This window comes from Chryseobacterium turcicum, from assembly GCF_021010565.1.
Taxonomy (GTDB): domain Bacteria; phylum Bacteroidota; class Bacteroidia; order Flavobacteriales; family Weeksellaceae; genus Chryseobacterium; species Chryseobacterium turcicum.
Window position 1 is genome coordinate 1127901 of record NZ_JAJNAY010000001.1, and the last position, 16396, is coordinate 1144296.

14 protein-coding genes are annotated in these 16396 nt (G+C 31.3%); 7 read left to right on the forward strand and 7 right to left on the reverse strand.

Annotated features, from left to right (window positions below):
* Nucleotides 1-126: 126 nt before the first annotated feature.
* Nucleotides 127-1062 (reverse strand): sulfate/molybdate ABC transporter ATP-binding protein, encoded by a 936-nt coding sequence (locus LO744_RS05255; RefSeq protein ID WP_230667578.1) that lies wholly within the window; start codon nt 1060-1062, stop codon nt 127-129.
* A 73-nt stretch (nt 1063-1135) separates the two neighbouring features.
* On the opposite strand from LO744_RS05255, the gene LO744_RS05260 reads away from it, so the two are divergent.
* The 5 genes from LO744_RS05260 (at nt 1136) to LO744_RS05280 (ending at nt 5849) form a co-directional block, all read left to right on the forward strand.
* Nucleotides 1136-1786: a YceI family protein gene (locus LO744_RS05260; protein WP_230667579.1), complete on the forward strand. Its 651-nt coding sequence runs from the start codon at nt 1136-1138 to the stop codon at nt 1784-1786.
* Between the two features lie 16 nt (nt 1787-1802).
* The gene (locus tag LO744_RS05265; RefSeq protein ID WP_230667580.1) at nt 1803-2066 is read left to right on the forward strand and encodes a hypothetical protein; all 264 of its coding nucleotides are present in this window, start codon (nt 1803-1805) and stop codon (nt 2064-2066) included.
* 131 nt (nt 2067-2197) lie between these two features.
* Complete coding sequence (locus tag LO744_RS05270) at nt 2198-3208, forward strand: phenylalanine--tRNA ligase subunit alpha (RefSeq protein WP_230667581.1); 1011 nt, start codon at nt 2198-2200, stop codon at nt 3206-3208.
* Nucleotides 3209-3468: 260 nt separating this feature from the next.
* On the forward strand, nt 3469-5208 hold the full coding sequence (locus LO744_RS05275) for a sensor histidine kinase (RefSeq protein WP_230667582.1): 1740 nt from the start codon (nt 3469-3471) through the stop codon (nt 5206-5208).
* Entirely contained in the window at nt 5205-5849 is a 645-nt protein-coding gene (locus LO744_RS05280; RefSeq protein ID WP_230667583.1) for a response regulator, read from the forward strand. Before LO744_RS05275 ends, LO744_RS05280 begins: the two co-directional genes overlap by 4 nt.
* A 1122-nt stretch (nt 5850-6971) precedes the next feature.
* On the opposite strand, the gene LO744_RS05285 is transcribed toward LO744_RS05280, so the two are convergent.
* The 3 genes from LO744_RS05285 to LO744_RS05295 all read right to left on the reverse strand — a co-directional run bounded on the left by LO744_RS05285 (nt 6972) and on the right by LO744_RS05295 (nt 11377).
* The gene (locus LO744_RS05285; protein ID WP_230667585.1) at nt 6972-8051 is read right to left on the reverse strand and encodes a GNAT family N-acetyltransferase; all 1080 of its coding nucleotides are present in this window, start codon (nt 8049-8051) and stop codon (nt 6972-6974) included.
* Complete coding sequence (locus LO744_RS05290; RefSeq protein ID WP_230667586.1) at nt 8048-9040, reverse strand: polysaccharide deacetylase family protein; 993 nt, start codon at nt 9038-9040, stop codon at nt 8048-8050. The genes LO744_RS05285 and LO744_RS05290 overlap by 4 nt, the downstream gene beginning before the upstream one ends.
* A 1566-nt stretch (nt 9041-10606) precedes the next feature.
* Nucleotides 10607-11377, reverse strand: a complete 771-nt coding sequence (locus LO744_RS05295) for a DUF3108 domain-containing protein (protein WP_230667588.1) — start codon at nt 11375-11377, stop codon at nt 10607-10609.
* 154 nt (nt 11378-11531) lie between these two features.
* Here LO744_RS05295 and LO744_RS05300 point away from each other — a divergent pair, with 154 nt between their 5' ends.
* Nucleotides 11532-12587: an NAD(P)/FAD-dependent oxidoreductase gene (locus tag LO744_RS05300; protein WP_230667590.1), complete on the forward strand. Its 1056-nt coding sequence runs from the start codon at nt 11532-11534 to the stop codon at nt 12585-12587.
* A gap of 80 nt (nt 12588-12667) precedes the next feature.
* The gene (locus LO744_RS05305) at nt 12668-12997 is read left to right on the forward strand and encodes a 2Fe-2S iron-sulfur cluster-binding family protein (RefSeq protein WP_230667592.1); all 330 of its coding nucleotides are present in this window, start codon (nt 12668-12670) and stop codon (nt 12995-12997) included.
* A gap of 70 nt (nt 12998-13067) precedes the next feature.
* Here the strand turns inward: LO744_RS05305 and LO744_RS05310 are convergent, their stop codons facing one another.
* Genes LO744_RS05310 through LO744_RS05320 form a run of 3 tightly spaced genes read right to left on the reverse strand, consistent with a single transcriptional unit; the run spans nt 13068 to nt 16322 of the window.
* Entirely contained in the window at nt 13068-15221 is a 2154-nt protein-coding gene (locus tag LO744_RS05310; RefSeq protein ID WP_230667594.1) for a prolyl oligopeptidase family serine peptidase, read from the reverse strand.
* A 43-nt stretch (nt 15222-15264) separates the two neighbouring features.
* Nucleotides 15265-15846, reverse strand: coding sequence for an LOG family protein (locus LO744_RS05315; protein ID WP_230670497.1), 582 nt, complete (start codon nt 15844-15846; stop codon nt 15265-15267).
* A 14-nt stretch (nt 15847-15860) separates the two neighbouring features.
* Entirely contained in the window at nt 15861-16322 is a 462-nt protein-coding gene (locus LO744_RS05320) for a GNAT family N-acetyltransferase (RefSeq protein ID WP_230667596.1), read from the reverse strand.
* Nucleotides 16323-16396 lie beyond the last annotated feature (74 nt).

The following is a 16396-nucleotide window of genomic DNA, read 5'->3' on the forward strand; positions in this document are numbered from 1 at the left end:
ATTAACCAAAAATTTCCCTATGTTGTTGTCTTACAAAGGTATTGAAATATATAAGATAGGAATTGTTAATTCGTTGAAAATTATCAACATACTAACATTAAGCAACTTAACGTTTTCTTAATATAACTACTCAAAAATAATCTGAACTGAATTTTCAAGCTGATGATTACTGAACATCACCATTTCTCTGTTTTTGAATTTAATCTTATTCCAGTAGTGATTTCCGGCAAATCTACTTTCTAAAACTGTGGCTTTAAAACCATTTTCAGAGATTTTGATTTGATGTGGATAGTAGAAAAATCTTGAAACCTGCAATTCCGAAATTTCATTCTCAGTAAAAATATTTACTTCCCCAAAAAGCTTTGCAACATAAGCATTATAAGGATCTTTATAAGTCTCTTCCGCGCTATTATTCTGAATAAGTCTACCGTTTTGTAAAACAATGATTTGGTCGGTCCATGCAATGATATCCTGTAATTCGTGAGTAGAAATAATCAAAGAGATATTATTTTCTTTAACATATCGGAACAGTTTTTCACGAAGTTCTATTTTTCTGGCAAAATCAAGATTACTGAAGGGTTCGTCTAATAAAAGTAATTTTGGAAGTACAGAAAGTGCTCTTGCGATGGCTACTCTTTGTTGTTGTCCGCCACTCAGATTTTTTGGTAAAACGTTTGCAAACTCCACCAATCCTACAACATCTAAAAGTTCTAATACCTTTTCTTTTTTCTTGGCTAAATTGATATTAGAAATAAATTTCCCCACATTATCTGCAACTGTTGCATAGGGCATCAAATCGAAATTTTGTGCTACAAATTTCATTTCAGCTTCTCCGGGAACCAGATTTCCTTTCGGCCCCATTAATTTTTTGCCTTCAAATAAAATTGCACCCTGATTCCAATCGTGTAAACCATAGATAAGACTTAGGAGTGTAGATTTTCCGCAACCGCTTTCGCCTGCCAAAGCGATAATTTTACCTTCATCTAATTTTAGATTGAAGTTTTGAAAAAGTGTTTTCTCTTGAGAATGAGAGAAGTATAGGTTGTTTATCTCTAATAGCATATTGCAAAAATAAGAGTTTTTAAGTAAGGCTGGCATATTTTTAGTAATTTAGCCATGCATAAATTATATCAAAATGAAAAGAATACTATTTTCTCTCGCTATTCCTGCTTTGTTCACTGTAGTGTCTTGTTCGAAGGAAAAACCGGTAACAAGTGATGCTCATGAAGTGACGACAACGAAAGATGGAAGCAGGTTTGTTTTGGATACTTTAAATAGTAATGTAGAATGGAAAGGGTATAAAGTTTTTAAATCTGAAAATACAAGCCATTTTGGAACGATTAAATTCGAAAGTGGGGATGTGACCGTAAAAGACGGAAAGCTGGAAAGCGGAAAATTTGTAGCAGATATGGAGTCTCTAAGTTCTGAAGATTTGAAAAATGATGCAGAACAGCACGGAAAGCTTAATGGTCATCTGAAAAGTGCTGACTTTTTTGAAGTTGAAAAATTCCCGACGGCTTCTTACGAAATTACAAAGGTAAGCTCGTCTTCAGAAGGTGATTATAATACAATTTTAGATGGTAATTTAACGATTAAAGGAATTACAAAACCCGTACAGTTTAAAGCTAATGTTGCCGTAAATGGAGCAGAGGTAAGTATTGCAACTGAGCCAAAAGATGTTATGAGAGAAGATTTTGGAGTGAAATTTCAATCTCCTGCAGCGAATGGAGTGATTAAAAATGAAGTGACCCTTCAGATTAAAGTGAAAGCTTTAGAGCAAAAATAATTTGAATAACAATCTGATGAGTAAAGCTATTTTAATAATCAGCATTGCTTGTCTTGGCTTTTTACTAAGTCTTCAGGTTTTTTATTTTATTTCCTACAGCAACCAAATTATCCAGTTTTTTGCAGAATTGCTTACCATTCCATCGATGTTGTTTGTAATTTTTGCATTTTTCTTTGCCCTTGTGAAAGTGCTGAGAAAAAAGAAAGAATACAATCTTATTTTGGGAATTTATATTTTTACAATTTTAATAAGCATTGCTGCTACAGCATTTTTAGACTAAATCAAATAAACTTTAAATAGCAATTATATAATCTGTTTCTCGTGAGACAGATTATTTTATGATAAATTGAAAAGGTTTTTTAAACTGAAAATCGTATTTTTGCAAATACATTTTTTTGAAAGGGTAAAACAATGATTGAAAAGATAGAAGAATTGCTTGCTGAGGTTAATGGCTTCAATACCACAAGTAAAGAGGAAATAGAAAACTTCCGAATCAAGTATAATGGAAAAAAAGGAGTTCTGAATGATTTTTTTGAAAAATTTAAAGAAGTTCCTAATGACCAAAAGAAAGCATTTGGGCAGAAAATCAATACCCTAAAGCAAGCGGTAAGTGTAAAGTTGGAAGATTTGAAAAACGCTTCTACTTCTTCTATTATTTTAGAGAAAGAAGATCTTACAAAACCTGCATTTCCGTTAGATTTAGGATCAAGACATCCCATTAATTTAGTGAAAAACAGAATTATTGAGATTTTTAAATCAATTGGTTTTGCTGTTGCAGACGGACCGGAAATTGAAGATGACTGGCACAATTTTACGGCACTGAATCTTCCGGAATATCACCCTGCAAGAGATATGCAAGATACTTTCTTTATCGAGCAGAATCCGGATATTTTATTGAGAACGCATACTTCTTCGGTACAAATTCGATATATGGAGGAAAACGAGCCGCCGATTAGAATTTTGTCTCCAGGAAGAGTTTTCAGAAATGAAGCGATTTCTTCACGTTCGCACTGTATTTTCCATCAGATTGAAGGTTTATATATTGATGAAAATGTAAGTTTTGCAGATTTAAAACAAACGATTCAGTTTTTTACGACTGAGCTTTTCGGGAAGTCTAAAATCAGAATGAGACCTTCATTTTTCCCATTCACTGAGCCAAGTGCTGAGATTGATGTGTATTGGGGATTAAATTCTGAAACCGATTATAGAATTACAAAAGGAACAGGCTGGCTAGAAATTATGGGCTGCGGAATGGTAGACCCTGCTGTTTTGAAAAATGTAAATATTGATTCTGAAAAATATTCAGGATACGCTTTCGGAATGGGAATTGAAAGAATTACAATGCTTCTTTACCAAATGAGTGATATCAGAATGTTTTTTGAAAATGATATTCGAACTTTAGAACAGTTTAAATCATTATAATTAAAAAACTTAAATAAATTTGAATCCTGTGAAATTTTCGCAGGATTTTTTATTAACTTTATGAAATCGCTTAAAGACTAAGTTTTTAATGAAAACTTAATTTTTTTTGCTGAAATTTAGAGAATAAAATATAGATATTATAATTTGGAACTTTTTCCATTTAAAAATAAATATATTAATCTAAAAAAATGATAATGTGCCAGAATGTTTTTACAATCTTTACTATGAAAGGATTGTAAAAAAGCTTTAAATACATGTATATGAAGTCTAAAGATGACCATCCAAAATCGTTGAATTTTAGATTCCGAAAAATTGTTCACTACTCTCTTATCTTTTGTATTTTATTGATACAGCTTATTATTGCTGTTTTCTTTTATAATGAATTTGTTAATAAAAAGAATTTAGCATTTATAGAAAATCAATTGAAAGAAGTAGATTCTCTCGAAAAGTTAACAGATAATTCCCGTAAAGAACTTTTAAACGCTCAGAATTTTCTTCAGCAATATTTAACACATACTGATGAAAAATACTTGAATTCCTATTTTAAATCTTTAGAAAAAATTGGTGAAAATTTAGAAAATATTAATCGTTACGAATCTAAATATCCCAAATTAAAAAATATCATAGCCTATCAAAAAACAGATTCTTTAGGAAGTAAAAAACTGAAGTTATTGATTGATTCTACGTATCAGTATTCTACTAAATCAGATTTCAGAGCTCCTGTTTCTATCCCTTCGCTTAAAAGATATGATGGCAATTATAATCTGGATAAATATAATTTTGACGTAGAAACAAAAACGATTGTTGATACCGTTAAGAAAAAAGGCTTTTTCGGGCGTTTGGGAGATGCTATATCCGGAAAAGAAAATGTGCGAAAAGACAGTACCATCATTACGGTAAAACAAGGGAAAGTTCCGGAGGCTGCTGCCATAAAAGCAGATATGGACAGTATTATGAATCTTGTTCAGCATCACTATTCTAGAGAAATAAAAAAAGTTCAGGTTCAGGCAAAGGGAAATCAAAACGATAGTAATAAGTTTTATACTATATTTAATAATCTTTTGGTTTACAGTAATGGTGTGATGAATATCTATGATTTTGCAATTAAAGCTTCTAAAGCTGATCTCGAAAAAGAATATGCGCAGCAAAATTCTGAAAATAATAAAATCAGAACGTATCTGGTTTTAGGAGCCATGGTTTTGATGTTTATTGTATCGATATTGATTATGTATTTCACCAGAATCGCATTTATATATGAAAAGCGACTAAATTCTGCCAATAAACAGATTAATGAAAACCTTAAATTCAAAAACAGAATCTTAGGAATGTTGAGCCATGAATTGCGTTCACCATTAAAAATTATTGGGATTTTCATCAGAAAAATAAATAAAAAAACCAATGACGACAGTATTAAAGAATATTTAAAGTCAATTAGTTTTACCAATAATACATTGTTGATGCAGGCGAATCAGATTTTAGAATATACCAAAAATCAACAGGTACAAAATCATTTGGTTCCGGTAGTTTTCAACCTTAAAAATGAAGTGACTTCTATTTTAAATTCAATAGCTCCTTACATCGAAACCAGGAATAATAAATTTATTGTTGACGAAAATATCGATCCGGAAATTGTCGTGTATTCTGATAATACAAAAATCAATCAGGTTTTTATGAATATACTTGCCAATGCCAATAAGTTTACCGAAAACGGAGAAATCACGGTGATGACCAAAGCAGAGTCTGTTGACGAAAATACGGTTTCTTTAAAAACGGTAATAAGCGATACGGGTGTTGGAATTTCAAAATCTGATCTTAAAAAAATATTTGAACCTTATTACCAAGGAGTATTGTCTGAAGACGTAGAAAATTTGGGTGCAGGTTTAGGATTAAGCTTGTGTAAGGAAATCGTAGATTTGTATTCTGGAAATATCTCAGTAGATAGCGAAATACATGTAGGTACCCAGGTAAGTTTCACCATTAATTTGAATATCAATAAATGAATAATTTAGACTCTAAAACCATTAACTTTTTACTTGCCGATGATCACAGTCTCATAAGACAAGGCGTAGAATTTCTTCTTGAAGAAATTGGTTTTGAGGGTGAAATTTTTCATGCATCATCTCTGAATAAAGTTTTGGAGACTTTAGGAGCGCAGCAAGTAGAAATTGTAGTAATAGACGCTATTTTTCCTGATGGAAACAGTTTGAATATAATTTCTGATATCAGAAGTCTTAAGCCAGATATTAAAATTCTAATATTTTCTGGGGTTGATGAAAGTACCCAGTCTATTAAATATATTAATGCTGGAGCCAACGGTTTCCTTAGTAAACTGAGTGAAGAAAGTGAAATAAAAGAAGCGATTCTCAAAATTCATCAAACCGGAAAATATATTTCATCAATTACCCAAGGTGTTTTAATTGATTCTTTGCAAAATCGAAGCAGTATCAATCCTTTACAAAGACTTACAGAAAGAGAGTTGGAGATTGCAGAGCTGTATGCAAAAGGCTACGGAAATCTCGAAATTGCCAATAATCTTAATGTAAAGCAGAATACAATAAGTACCATTAAGAAAAGGATTTTTGAGAAACTACATATCGAAAATGTAGTTGATTTGGCAGATTTAATCAAAAACTACCATTAGTTTTCATTGTTGTCCAATTAAAACAATAAACAAATTGACAAACTCAATGTTAATAGTGTGAATCGATAGGTCGCTTCTCTGGAGCTTTGTTTTGGATTATTTCATTTTTTCTATTAATAGAAAATCCCGATGGGATTAATACAGCTCCATTAGGAGCAAATTGTTAATAGAAAATAGAGGTTCTTTTATCATTAAAGCTCCTGAGGAGCGAGCTGTTAATTGTATTTCTAATTTTTACCGGACGACAATGATTAGTTTTATTCTTATTTATTTCCTTAACCTATCTTTTTTGTAGATAAATATCTACAACAACATCGAAATACATCTACAAGAAATATTAGCAAGATACCTCTGTATCTTGCTATTTTTACAGTATGAAAGATGAGCGAAAAAAGAATTTCTCAAAAAGTTTTTTTAAGGTCATTAATCTAAAAGGAAGTTCAGAATTTTGAAAACATTCGAATACGAATAAATTAAAATTTTGAAATTGATTTTAAAAACACACATGATGAAAAAAAATAAGTGTCTGATTGCGGAGCTGAAAAAGCTCTGCAGCTAGATACTAAAAAATAAAACCAAGTCAGTATAACATATAAACACAAATTGATTAACCTAAGTGTCATCATTGCAGAGCTGAAAAGCTCTGTAAACGATGCCTTAAAATCAATAAAGATATTTGTTAAATACAAATGATGAAAACTGTGAGCATAATCACAGATTTAAAAATAGTTTTTTTAATATGTATTTAGGGATAAAGTTTTTCATGGTAATAATCCCTAGAAAATGATTTCAAAGCATGTTAATTTAGGTTGGTAAGCCTTCGGATTTTTTCCGGAGGCTTTTTTGTAAAGCTAAATGAAGCGCTTTTTATAATGAAATGGAGTGGATTAAAATATATAGATTAGTTTAAATTTTTAAATAAACAAAACATGCATACTCAATCTGCTATTATAGAAAATAATTAATGCTTGTCCGCAATTTCTCATATTTTATAACTTTTTTTATTTCTTTGCTAAGTTTACGCTTTTGTATAAATTTCAAACAGTCAAATTTTAATATTCTTTGTTTGCCTTTGCGTTAAATTATGAAATAGTAGTGAAAACGAATATAAAGAAAATAATTTTATGTAAAAATAGAATCACCATCTCCTGCTGTAATCTCAAATTTAAAGTCTTTGGGTAAGATTTCTACTAATTTTTTATGAACCATAAAATTTCTATTTCTTTCTTTTACGAGTAAGAAACGGTTTTTTTCTAATTTCTTATTGATTTCATCATCATAGATAATGATATTTGCAATATTAAATTGAGTAAGAAAAATCATTAAGACTTCATTTATTTTATCGTTTTTTTTGTTGCCGAAAATAAATTGTAAAGTTGCTTTTTTATTACGTACTGTAAGCATCAAAATAGTATCTAAGCGATTAGAATCATATATTTTAATAAATATGTATTTGAAATTTATATCAAAATCTGAGAATAGATAATTAGTTTCTTTATTTGTGTTGCTATTTAAAATCCAAGGATAGCTTGTCATCCAATCAATATCTGCGACATCTTTATTGAAAATTTTTAGTTTGCTAAAGCCTTTAATAAATTCCTTAATTTCACTGTCAAAATTATCTGTAATCGTGAATTGTTTTTCAGGATTTTCATATCTACGTATTGTATATAGAAATTGATTGAAAACTTTATCGGATAGTTTTAGAATAGGATATATACGACTCCAATTTTTATTTTTCTTAGGAAGAATTTCGGAAAAATTTAATAAAAAATGATAGGAAGACCCTTCTAATGGTTTTTGAGGTACAAATAGATTACTTCTTTCATACATTTTTTTTGCTTCCTCAGTATATTCAGTAATTATAATGTTTTCTTGATATAGATTACAAGCCTCTTTAAGTAGCATCTGAGCAATTTTTTTTCCACGATAATCAGGATGTACAAAGAGCGTACTTAGCCAGCCTATCTTTATCAATGTATTATTAACCTGCATATGATCTGCTAAAATTCCGATATAACCAGCCAACTTATTTTCATAATAAGCCAAAATCAGAATGGTATCATTATCATTTGCATGAGGATTGTTTATATGAGAAATTGCTCTATGATGTGAGATAGGAAGAAAAGGTAATTCATGAAATTCTTTTGAATTTACGAAATTAAATAAAGCCTTTTTGTTCAGGGGTTTCAAAATAATCATATTCTAATAATTTGATTTTTATTAAAAATTTTTTTCAAAAGAAAATAGTTACTCTCAAAGTTGATTTCGTCGGAGGCTGAAAAACCATTTTCCATAGGGACCCGTTGTAAATTTTTTTCTACACTGTCAAATTTTAAACCAGCAGTCCCTAAAGTAAATTTAAGGGATTTGTTATTTTTAAAAAGTTGATCAAACATCATTTTTTTTAAACCAAAATCGGTAAAAGGAAACGCTATTGACTCAGTATTAAATCCGTGTTCTAAGATGAAGTCTATAGATTGCTGAATGTTTTGGACCTGATCACTAATAGATAATTCTGGTAGGTAGGGATGATCCCAAGAGTGTGCTGAAATACCAAACCCTTTTTCTTGCAGATATTTTAAATCATTTATATTTAGATATATTTTATTGTTTTTTAAATAATCATCAAAACTTAAATCTATAGAAATACTTATTTGATCCAAAAGGTGTCTATTCGTATACGATATTGCTTTAATTTTTGCAATTAAATCTTTTTTAGAAGCATTAGGTGATGCAAGTAAAGCCATTAATGAGCCTGAAGGTATAAGATTTTTGCTTAGAATTTTTTCTACAATAAGACTTATCTTTAATCTAAACATCATATCATCATTTTTTATAAATGCTGGGTTTATGTAATTTATAGCATAAATCCCTTTCCTCAACAAAATTGGTGATATAATATCTCTGAATTCACTATAGCCATCGTCAAATGTCAAAAGAGCATATGGCTTATTGTTTTTCTTCGTGTAATTTTTCGAAAATGTTTCACCATCTACAAACTCAAATCGAGTACACATGTAGTCTAAGTCTTTTTCAAATTCAAGACTGCTTTTGTAATTTATTATATGCGTAAGGTGTGGTAAGTATGAGTTTGAAACGCAATGATATACAGGGATTAGGTAATCTAATGGAAATCTCTTTTGTATGGGATTAAAAGAATTTATTTTTTTTAAAAAAGGTTTTAGCATTTCAATTTTTAATGATAGATAAGAACTAAGATTAACAAAAATAATTAAATAATTATGAAAAAAAACTTTTTTATCAGTCTACTTAATTATAACCTATTTTCCTGTGCTCAAAACTAATCTTTAACTGAAAATTCTAATGATCCGATTACCTATCTGAAAAAAATAGACAGCAAAGACTTAATGTTAAAAAAATAATAATGCAGCATTGTAACGGTATTAAATAGAGGTGCTGGAATAAATCTTCTGTGGATTAATAATTTCTTTTTTTAATCGACTAGTCCAGTTATCTATTGTAAATAATTACAGTAGCTGCTCATGAACAGTGCAATGTTGTTGTAGATAAATATCTACGCAGACATAGAAATACATCTACAGTAAGTATGCGGAAAACATTTCTAAATCTTCCTACTTTTACAGTACAAATGATGAACGAAAAAAGCTCAGAATTTTGAAAATATTTAAATAAGAATAGATTTAAAATTTGAGGTTAATTTCAAAAAAACACACATGATGAAAATATAAGTGTCTGATTGCGGAGCTGAAAAAGCTCTGCAACTAGATACTAAAAAATAAAACCAAGTCAGTATAACATATAAACAAATTGATTAACCTAAGTGTCATCATTGCAGAGCTGAAAAGCTCTGTAAACGATGTCTTACAATCAATAAAGATATTTATTAAATACAAATGATGAAAACTGTGAGCATAATCACAGATTTAAAAATAGTTTTTTTAATATGTATTTAGGGATAAAGTTTTTCAGGGTAATAATCCCTAGAAAATGATTTCAAAGCATGTTAATTTAGGTTGGTAAGCCTTCGGATTTTTTCCGGAGGCTTTTTTGTAAAGCTAAATGAGGGATCTTGTATTTTTATAATCACCAATAATTTCTTTTTAAAAATCGACTAATTCAGTTATGAGCATATTGGAAATAATTGCCATAGCTACTCATTAGCAGTGCAATGTTTTTGTAGATAAATATCTACGCAGACATAGAGATACATCTACAGCAAGTATGCGGAAAACATTTCTAAATCTTCCTACTTTTACAGTACAAATGATGAACGAAAAAGCTCAGGATTTTGAAAATATTTAAATAAGAATAGATTTAAAATTTGAGGTTAATTTCAAAAAATACACATGATGAAAATATAAGTGTCTGATTGCGGAGCTGAAAAAGCTCTGCAAAAAGATGCTAAAAAGAAACACAAATTTATTATAACACATAAACACAAATGATAGAGCCCTAAGTGTTAATAACAGAGTTGAAAAACTTTGTAATAGGTACCGGGAAAATTTTTCATAATAATACCTGGGAAAATACTTCCAGAAGTATGTTAATTTAGGTTGGTAAGCCTCGGGGGAAGTCCGGAGGCTTTTTTATTGGTCTAAAAATGAGTGGAAACGATGTGCTCTTAGTATGCTTTATTTTTTAAGAGTCTAAAAATTTATAATCTTATAAAGCACAGTTTTTTTCGGAATTTTCTTAATCATATTAGTGCATTCGTGGCAAAAATAAACGTAGATAACTGTGCTTAAAACTATGGGATTATAATCGATAGCGGATTATTTACTAAACTTTAGAGGAAATTTTACATTCTTGTAATCGTCAATACTTGCTTTTAAAGATCCAACTGCCAATTCAGCTTTCAGCAACAAAGGAATGTGGTTGTAATCGTTGCTTACCCACATCGTAACTCCTTCTTTTTCTTTAAAAACTCTGCCGCTTTTCACAGAAGGAATGATTTTTAATGCATTAATCGTTCCGAATTTTGTTTTTAAATTTTCTGTTCCCGTTACTTTAAGCTGAAAAGGAAACATTTCATCATCAATCCATACATTCATATTGATAACGGTTCCTACCTTTAGCTCGGTCGGAGTTTTACTTCTTAAATAATAAAAACAAGAAAGCATATCTTGAACTCCTTTTACAGATTTTATCAGTTTTGAACCATTAGCTGGATTTTTTTTATCAGTTAAAATTAAAGTAGTATTGTCATGATTAAAAACGGTCTGAAAATGCTGGGTATAACTCCCTTCTTTTACATTTCTTACATAAAAGCTCGGCAATTCTGTCTCGATGTCTATGTAACTTTCATATAAATCTTCGACTTTAAAAAAAGCTTTCACTGCGCCCGTCGTTTGCCCTGTTCCTTTTACGTATAAATGTGGAACTCCTTTATAATTAACTTTTTTTGTTGTAAGATTCGCCGATCCTGCATTTAAAAATCCGTAATGTATTCTTAAGCTAATCGATTCTCCATCTGCGACATTAGTTAATTGAGAGTACCCCAAAAAAAAGGCGAATAAAGTGATGATAGTAAGTATCTTCTTCATAATTTACAGTTTACAAAAACGCTGCCAATTTTTTAATTATCAGCTTATTGCGTCTATTTGATAAATCTCAGTTTTTTATTTGCGTATAATTAAATATGCTTCGCATTAAAATTAGTAAATTTGCAGCTACAAATTATTAAATTATCATCATATTATGATCACTACAGATATATTGATTATTGGAGCAGGACCAACAGGGCTTTTTGCTGTGTTTGAAGCAGGTTTGCTAAAAATGAAATGTCACATCATCGACGCACTTCCTCAGCCGGGAGGTCAGTTGGCAGAGTTATATCCTAAAAAGCCGATTTTTGATATTCCGGGGTATCCATCTGTAAATGCAGGTGAATTGGTAGATAATTTAATGGAGCAAATCAAACAGTTTCAACCAGGATTTACTTTAGGAGAAACTGCGGTTTCTTATACTAAAGTTGATGACGAATGGTTTGAAGTGGTTACCAATAAAGGTACTGTTCACAGATGTAAGGCAATTGCTATTGCTGGAGGTTTGGGGACTTTTGAGCCTAGAAAACCTACTTTTGAAAACTTGGCAGACTATGAAGAAAAAGGTCTTGAATATTTCGTAAAAGAACCAGAACATTTCAGAAATAAAAAAGTTGTCATTGCTGGTGGTGGAGATTCTGCCTTAGACTGGAGCGTTTTCTTGTCTAATGTGGCAAGTGAAGTGACTTTAATTCACAGAAGAAACGAATTCCGTGGTGCTTTAGATTCTGTAGAAAAAGTGCAGGAATTAAAAAATCAAGGAAAAATTAAATTAATTACTCCTGCAGAAGTAACTGGAGTAAAAGGAGACGGTAAAGTTGAAGCAATTACAGTAGCTGTTGACGGACAAGACCCTTACGATATTGAAACCGATTATTTTATTCCTTTATTCGGATTAACGCCAAAGTTAGGTGAAATTGGAAACTGGGGATTAAATATCGAGAAAAATGCAATCGTCGTAAACAACGCATTAGATTATCAAACCAACATCGACGGTATTTACGCAATCGGAGATATCAACACCTATCCTGGGAAATTGAAGCTGATTCTTTGTGGTTTCCATGAAGCAACTTTAATGTGTCAGAGTGTTTACAATAGATTAAATCCAGGGAAAAAATTCGTTCTAAAATATACAACAGTAAGTGGAGTGGATGGTTTCGACGGAAGTAGAAAAGAAGCTGAGAAAGCAGTTGTAAAGAAAATAGATTAATCTCGTTGTGAGTTGTTGGTTATTAGTTGTTAGTAAAACAAAAATACCATCAACCATCAACCAATAACCATCAACCAAAGATGAGCGATATAAATATTAAAATTACCGATAGAGAAGGTGTTACGCACGATATTGCTGCTCCTACAGATATGTCGATGAACCTGATGGAGATTATCCGTGCTTATGAACTAGCAGAGGAGGGAACTATCGGAGTTTGCGGCGGAATGGCGATGTGTGCCTCTTGTCAGGTTTATGTAGAAGTAGACCCGGGACTTGAGCCAATGGGTGATGAAGAAGATGCCATGTTGGGTGAAGCTTTCCATGTGAAAGAAAATAGCAGATTGGGTTGCCAATTGCATATTATGCCTCAAATGGAAGGCCTTGCAGTGGCGATTGCTCCTTATCCTTAGAGAAATTTTTAAACAACATAAAAAACTCCTGAAGAAAAATCTTCAGGAGTTTTTGTTTATATCAAATTTTTTAATTTTTAGAAGGTTGAAAATTCGGATGTCCCACCTGCCATAATGCAAATGAATAAATATCTGCATATTCTTTAAAAACAACATCAAAATCACTTGTAAAATGACCATTGTCGTAGTTTGCATACAATAAAATAGGTTTTCCTGAAGCCGAATTATTTTGTAAAACTCCTGCAAATTTACCAGGCATCCAAGGAACAACTCTGGAATCGTTCATACCGACACGTACAATTACGGCAGGATATTTTTCACCTTTTTTCACCTTGCTTTGTGCATCCATTTCGATTAGATGTTTGGTGTCTTCTTCATTTTTAATAGATCCAATTTCCGGAATTTGATTAGGTCCGTTTGCAGTAGTTTCAGATCGTAATGTATTGGTCATCCCAACTTCGGCAATTGCCACCGCAAAGAGATCGGGTCTTTCGGTAATTGCTCTTCCGATCAGAATTCCACCTGCACTTACACCGTTTCCGATTAGTTTTGAAGGAGAAGAATATTTTTGATTAACCAGATATTCCGAGCAAGCAATAAAATCTTTCCAGGTATTGGGTTTTGTAGCTTTCATGCCTTCCTCATGCCATTTTTCGCCTTTTTCACCACCGCCTCTTACGTGAGCAATGGCAATAACAACTCCTTGTTCTAGCAAAACGGAAAGTCTCGTTGAGAAACGAGGCTCATAAGAAATTCCGTAACCACCATAACCTGTTATATAAGCTGGATTGCTACCATCCATTTTCATATTTTTAGGATAAATAATAGAGAGTGGAACCATTACACAATCGTGGCTTTTTATTTCAACTTCTTTTACAGTATAAAGTTTATTATAATCAGGATAATTGCTTTCGGAATTAATAAATTTACTTTTTACAGGATTTCCTATTTCCGGATTGTATTCATAGGCCGTTAATGGAGTAAGCCAATTAACATTACTACAGAAAATGTTATCATTTTCACGTTGGTTAATTGATAATGAACCATTTATTCCGGTCGGAAAATTAATTTTTTTACCATTAAGAGTATTAATATTTATTTGATATTTATCTCTGATGATCCCATTTCCTAATGAATAATAAAGATAGTTTTTAGAATTGTGGATGCTGCTAATTACACCGTCTTTATTTTCAGCAACAACCACTTTTGCATTATTAAAATCAGGATTTGATAAGCTCGTTAGAGTGATTTTATAATTAGGAGCATCTTTATGAGTGAGAAGAAACAATTTGTCACCTGAAATAAATACATCGGTAATATCATCCGAAGGCTTTACAATCTGTCTCCATTTTATTTTTTTATTTTTTAATTCGGAATAAGGTGCAACAAAAATGGGGTTTTCTAATTTTGTAGAGCTTAATCTTAAAACAAGATATTTATAATCATCAGTAAAACCAATACTCGTAAATTGCTCGGTTAAAGCATTCAATTCAGGATAATCTTCTCTTGATGCTAATATTTTATCGGTTTTTATATCGGTTCCAATAACATGCAACATTGCTTTCATATCTTTTAAAAGCATATTGCTGTTTGGATCTGCAGTGCTCATTTTAGTATAAATAATAGATTTGTCATCTGGTGTAAATTCAAATGCAAATTCACTCCAGATAGGATCAATTTCATCCTTTAGAAATTTCTTGGTTGTAAGATCTAAAATTCTTAAATCACAAATTTCACCTCCTGATTTTGACAATAAAATAGCCATTTTCTTAGCTTTAGAATCAACGATAAAATTGGTAATTTGTGTGTTTTTTCCAAGAGTTTCGGGATCAAAAACCAATGTTTCTTTTCCTGTAGATAGGTCTCTTGAATAGAGTTTTGAAAGATTTTCGCCCTTTTTTGTTTTGGTGTAAAAATAAGTGTTTTGTCTCTCCAATATCCCGCCAAAAGAATCGCCGTTCATTTCCTGTACTTCTTTCATGCGCTTATAAAGGTCTTCACGATGCGGAATTTTATTAATTACGCTATGGCTAAAATCCGATTGAGATTTGAACCATTTTTCTACTTCAGGGCTTTTGCTATCTTCCAGCCATCTGTAATTATCTGTGATTTTAGTTCCAAAATAATCGTCAACAACAGGGTTTTCAGGAGTTTTAGGATAATTATATTGCGCTAAAAGTAAATGACTTGCAAATAAACTTGCAGACAGAATCATGTTTTTCATAATTGTATTTCTTATTGGTGTGAAAATAGTATTTGCAAATGTACTAAACTCCCTCCTTAGAAATCCACTTTCCAACCGTTGGAGCCTGATAATTTTTCATTTTCTCTAAAAGCTCATCAATAGAGTCGCTTACCAAAAGCATTTCTTGATTGATTTGCTTTAAAAAGCCTTTATCAACCATCGTCTGAACCAATTTAATCAAATCATCATAAAATCCGTTGATATTCAGAATGGCAATTGGTTTTTTATGAAGTCCGAGTTGCGCCCAGGTAATCATTTCGAAAAACTCTTCCAAAGTTCCGTAACCTCCGGGAAGAACAATCACACCATCGGAAAGGTCATTCATTTTAGTTTTCCTTTCATGCATTGTTTCCACTACAATAAGTTCGGTAAGATGAGTGTGCGCAATTTCTTTCGACTGTAGAAAATGAGGGAGAACTCCAATGGCTTTTCCTCCATTTTGAATGGCTCCATCTGCAACGGCGCCCATTAATCCAACATTCGCTCCGCCATAAATCAAGCAAATATTTTCTTTGGCTAAAGTTTTTCCAACTAAATAGGCCTGTTCTTTATAAATTTCATCTGAACCGAAACTTGAACCGCAAAACACCGTAATACTTTTCATTGTAATATTCTTCATTATTTTGTCCATTTAATTTTTACAGCAGACATGATTTCCAGTTCCAGTCTGGTATCTGATAAAACTTTAAAATCATTTTTTATATAAAATTCTAATGGAGATTTGTAGAAATTTCCGTTGAGCTTTTTATCATTACTATGGTCAATAACCCAGCCATTAAGCTCGTTTTTATTCTGTTTTAATTCATTTAAAACTTTTGTTCCCCAGCCCTGACCATGAAGATTTTCTGACAGAATAATTGCAAACCATGTTTCATGTTCTCTTATAAAAGTAATTGCCCAACCGTAAATTTTGTCTTCATCTGCCAAGATAAAATGATTGACTTCATTGAGTTTTTCAAGATAGCTTTCAAAACTATCAATATTTTGATAAGCTAGTTTTTCAGGGTATTCGTTATTCCATAAATGAAGAATTTGGTGTTTTTGCTCGGAATTGAGAAAGGTGGTGGATGAGATTTTCATGGGATATTGTTTTGTTATTATTGAGGTATACTTTAACACATCAATATAATTTTCATTTTATCATTCAATAGGGG

Coding starts and splice junctions, on each gene's coding strand:
- LO744_RS05255 (WP_230667578.1), bottom strand. CDS start 1,062: ATGCTATTAGAGATAAACAACCTATACTTCTCTCATTCTCAAGAGAAA.
- LO744_RS05260 (WP_230667579.1), top strand. CDS start 1,136: ATGAAAAGAATACTATTTTCTCTCGCTATTCCTGCTTTGTTCACTGTA.
- LO744_RS05265 (WP_230667580.1), top strand. CDS start 1,803: ATGAGTAAAGCTATTTTAATAATCAGCATTGCTTGTCTTGGCTTTTTA.
- LO744_RS05270 (WP_230667581.1), top strand. CDS start 2,198: ATGATTGAAAAGATAGAAGAATTGCTTGCTGAGGTTAATGGCTTCAAT.
- LO744_RS05275 (WP_230667582.1), top strand. CDS start 3,469: ATGAAGTCTAAAGATGACCATCCAAAATCGTTGAATTTTAGATTCCGA.
- LO744_RS05280 (WP_230667583.1), top strand. CDS start 5,205: ATGAATAATTTAGACTCTAAAACCATTAACTTTTTACTTGCCGATGAT.
- LO744_RS05285 (WP_230667585.1), bottom strand. CDS start 8,051: ATGATTATTTTGAAACCCCTGAACAAAAAGGCTTTATTTAATTTCGTA.
- LO744_RS05290 (WP_230667586.1), bottom strand. CDS start 9,040: ATGCTAAAACCTTTTTTAAAAAAAATAAATTCTTTTAATCCCATACAA.
- LO744_RS05295 (WP_230667588.1), bottom strand. CDS start 11,377: ATGAAGAAGATACTTACTATCATCACTTTATTCGCCTTTTTTTTGGGG.
- LO744_RS05300 (WP_230667590.1), top strand. CDS start 11,532: ATGATCACTACAGATATATTGATTATTGGAGCAGGACCAACAGGGCTT.
- LO744_RS05305 (WP_230667592.1), top strand. CDS start 12,668: ATGAGCGATATAAATATTAAAATTACCGATAGAGAAGGTGTTACGCAC.
- LO744_RS05310 (WP_230667594.1), bottom strand. CDS start 15,221: ATGAAAAACATGATTCTGTCTGCAAGTTTATTTGCAAGTCATTTACTT.
- LO744_RS05315 (WP_230670497.1), bottom strand. CDS start 15,846: ATGAAAAGTATTACGGTGTTTTGCGGTTCAAGTTTCGGTTCAGATGAA.
- LO744_RS05320 (WP_230667596.1), bottom strand. CDS start 16,322: ATGAAAATCTCATCCACCACCTTTCTCAATTCCGAGCAAAAACACCAA.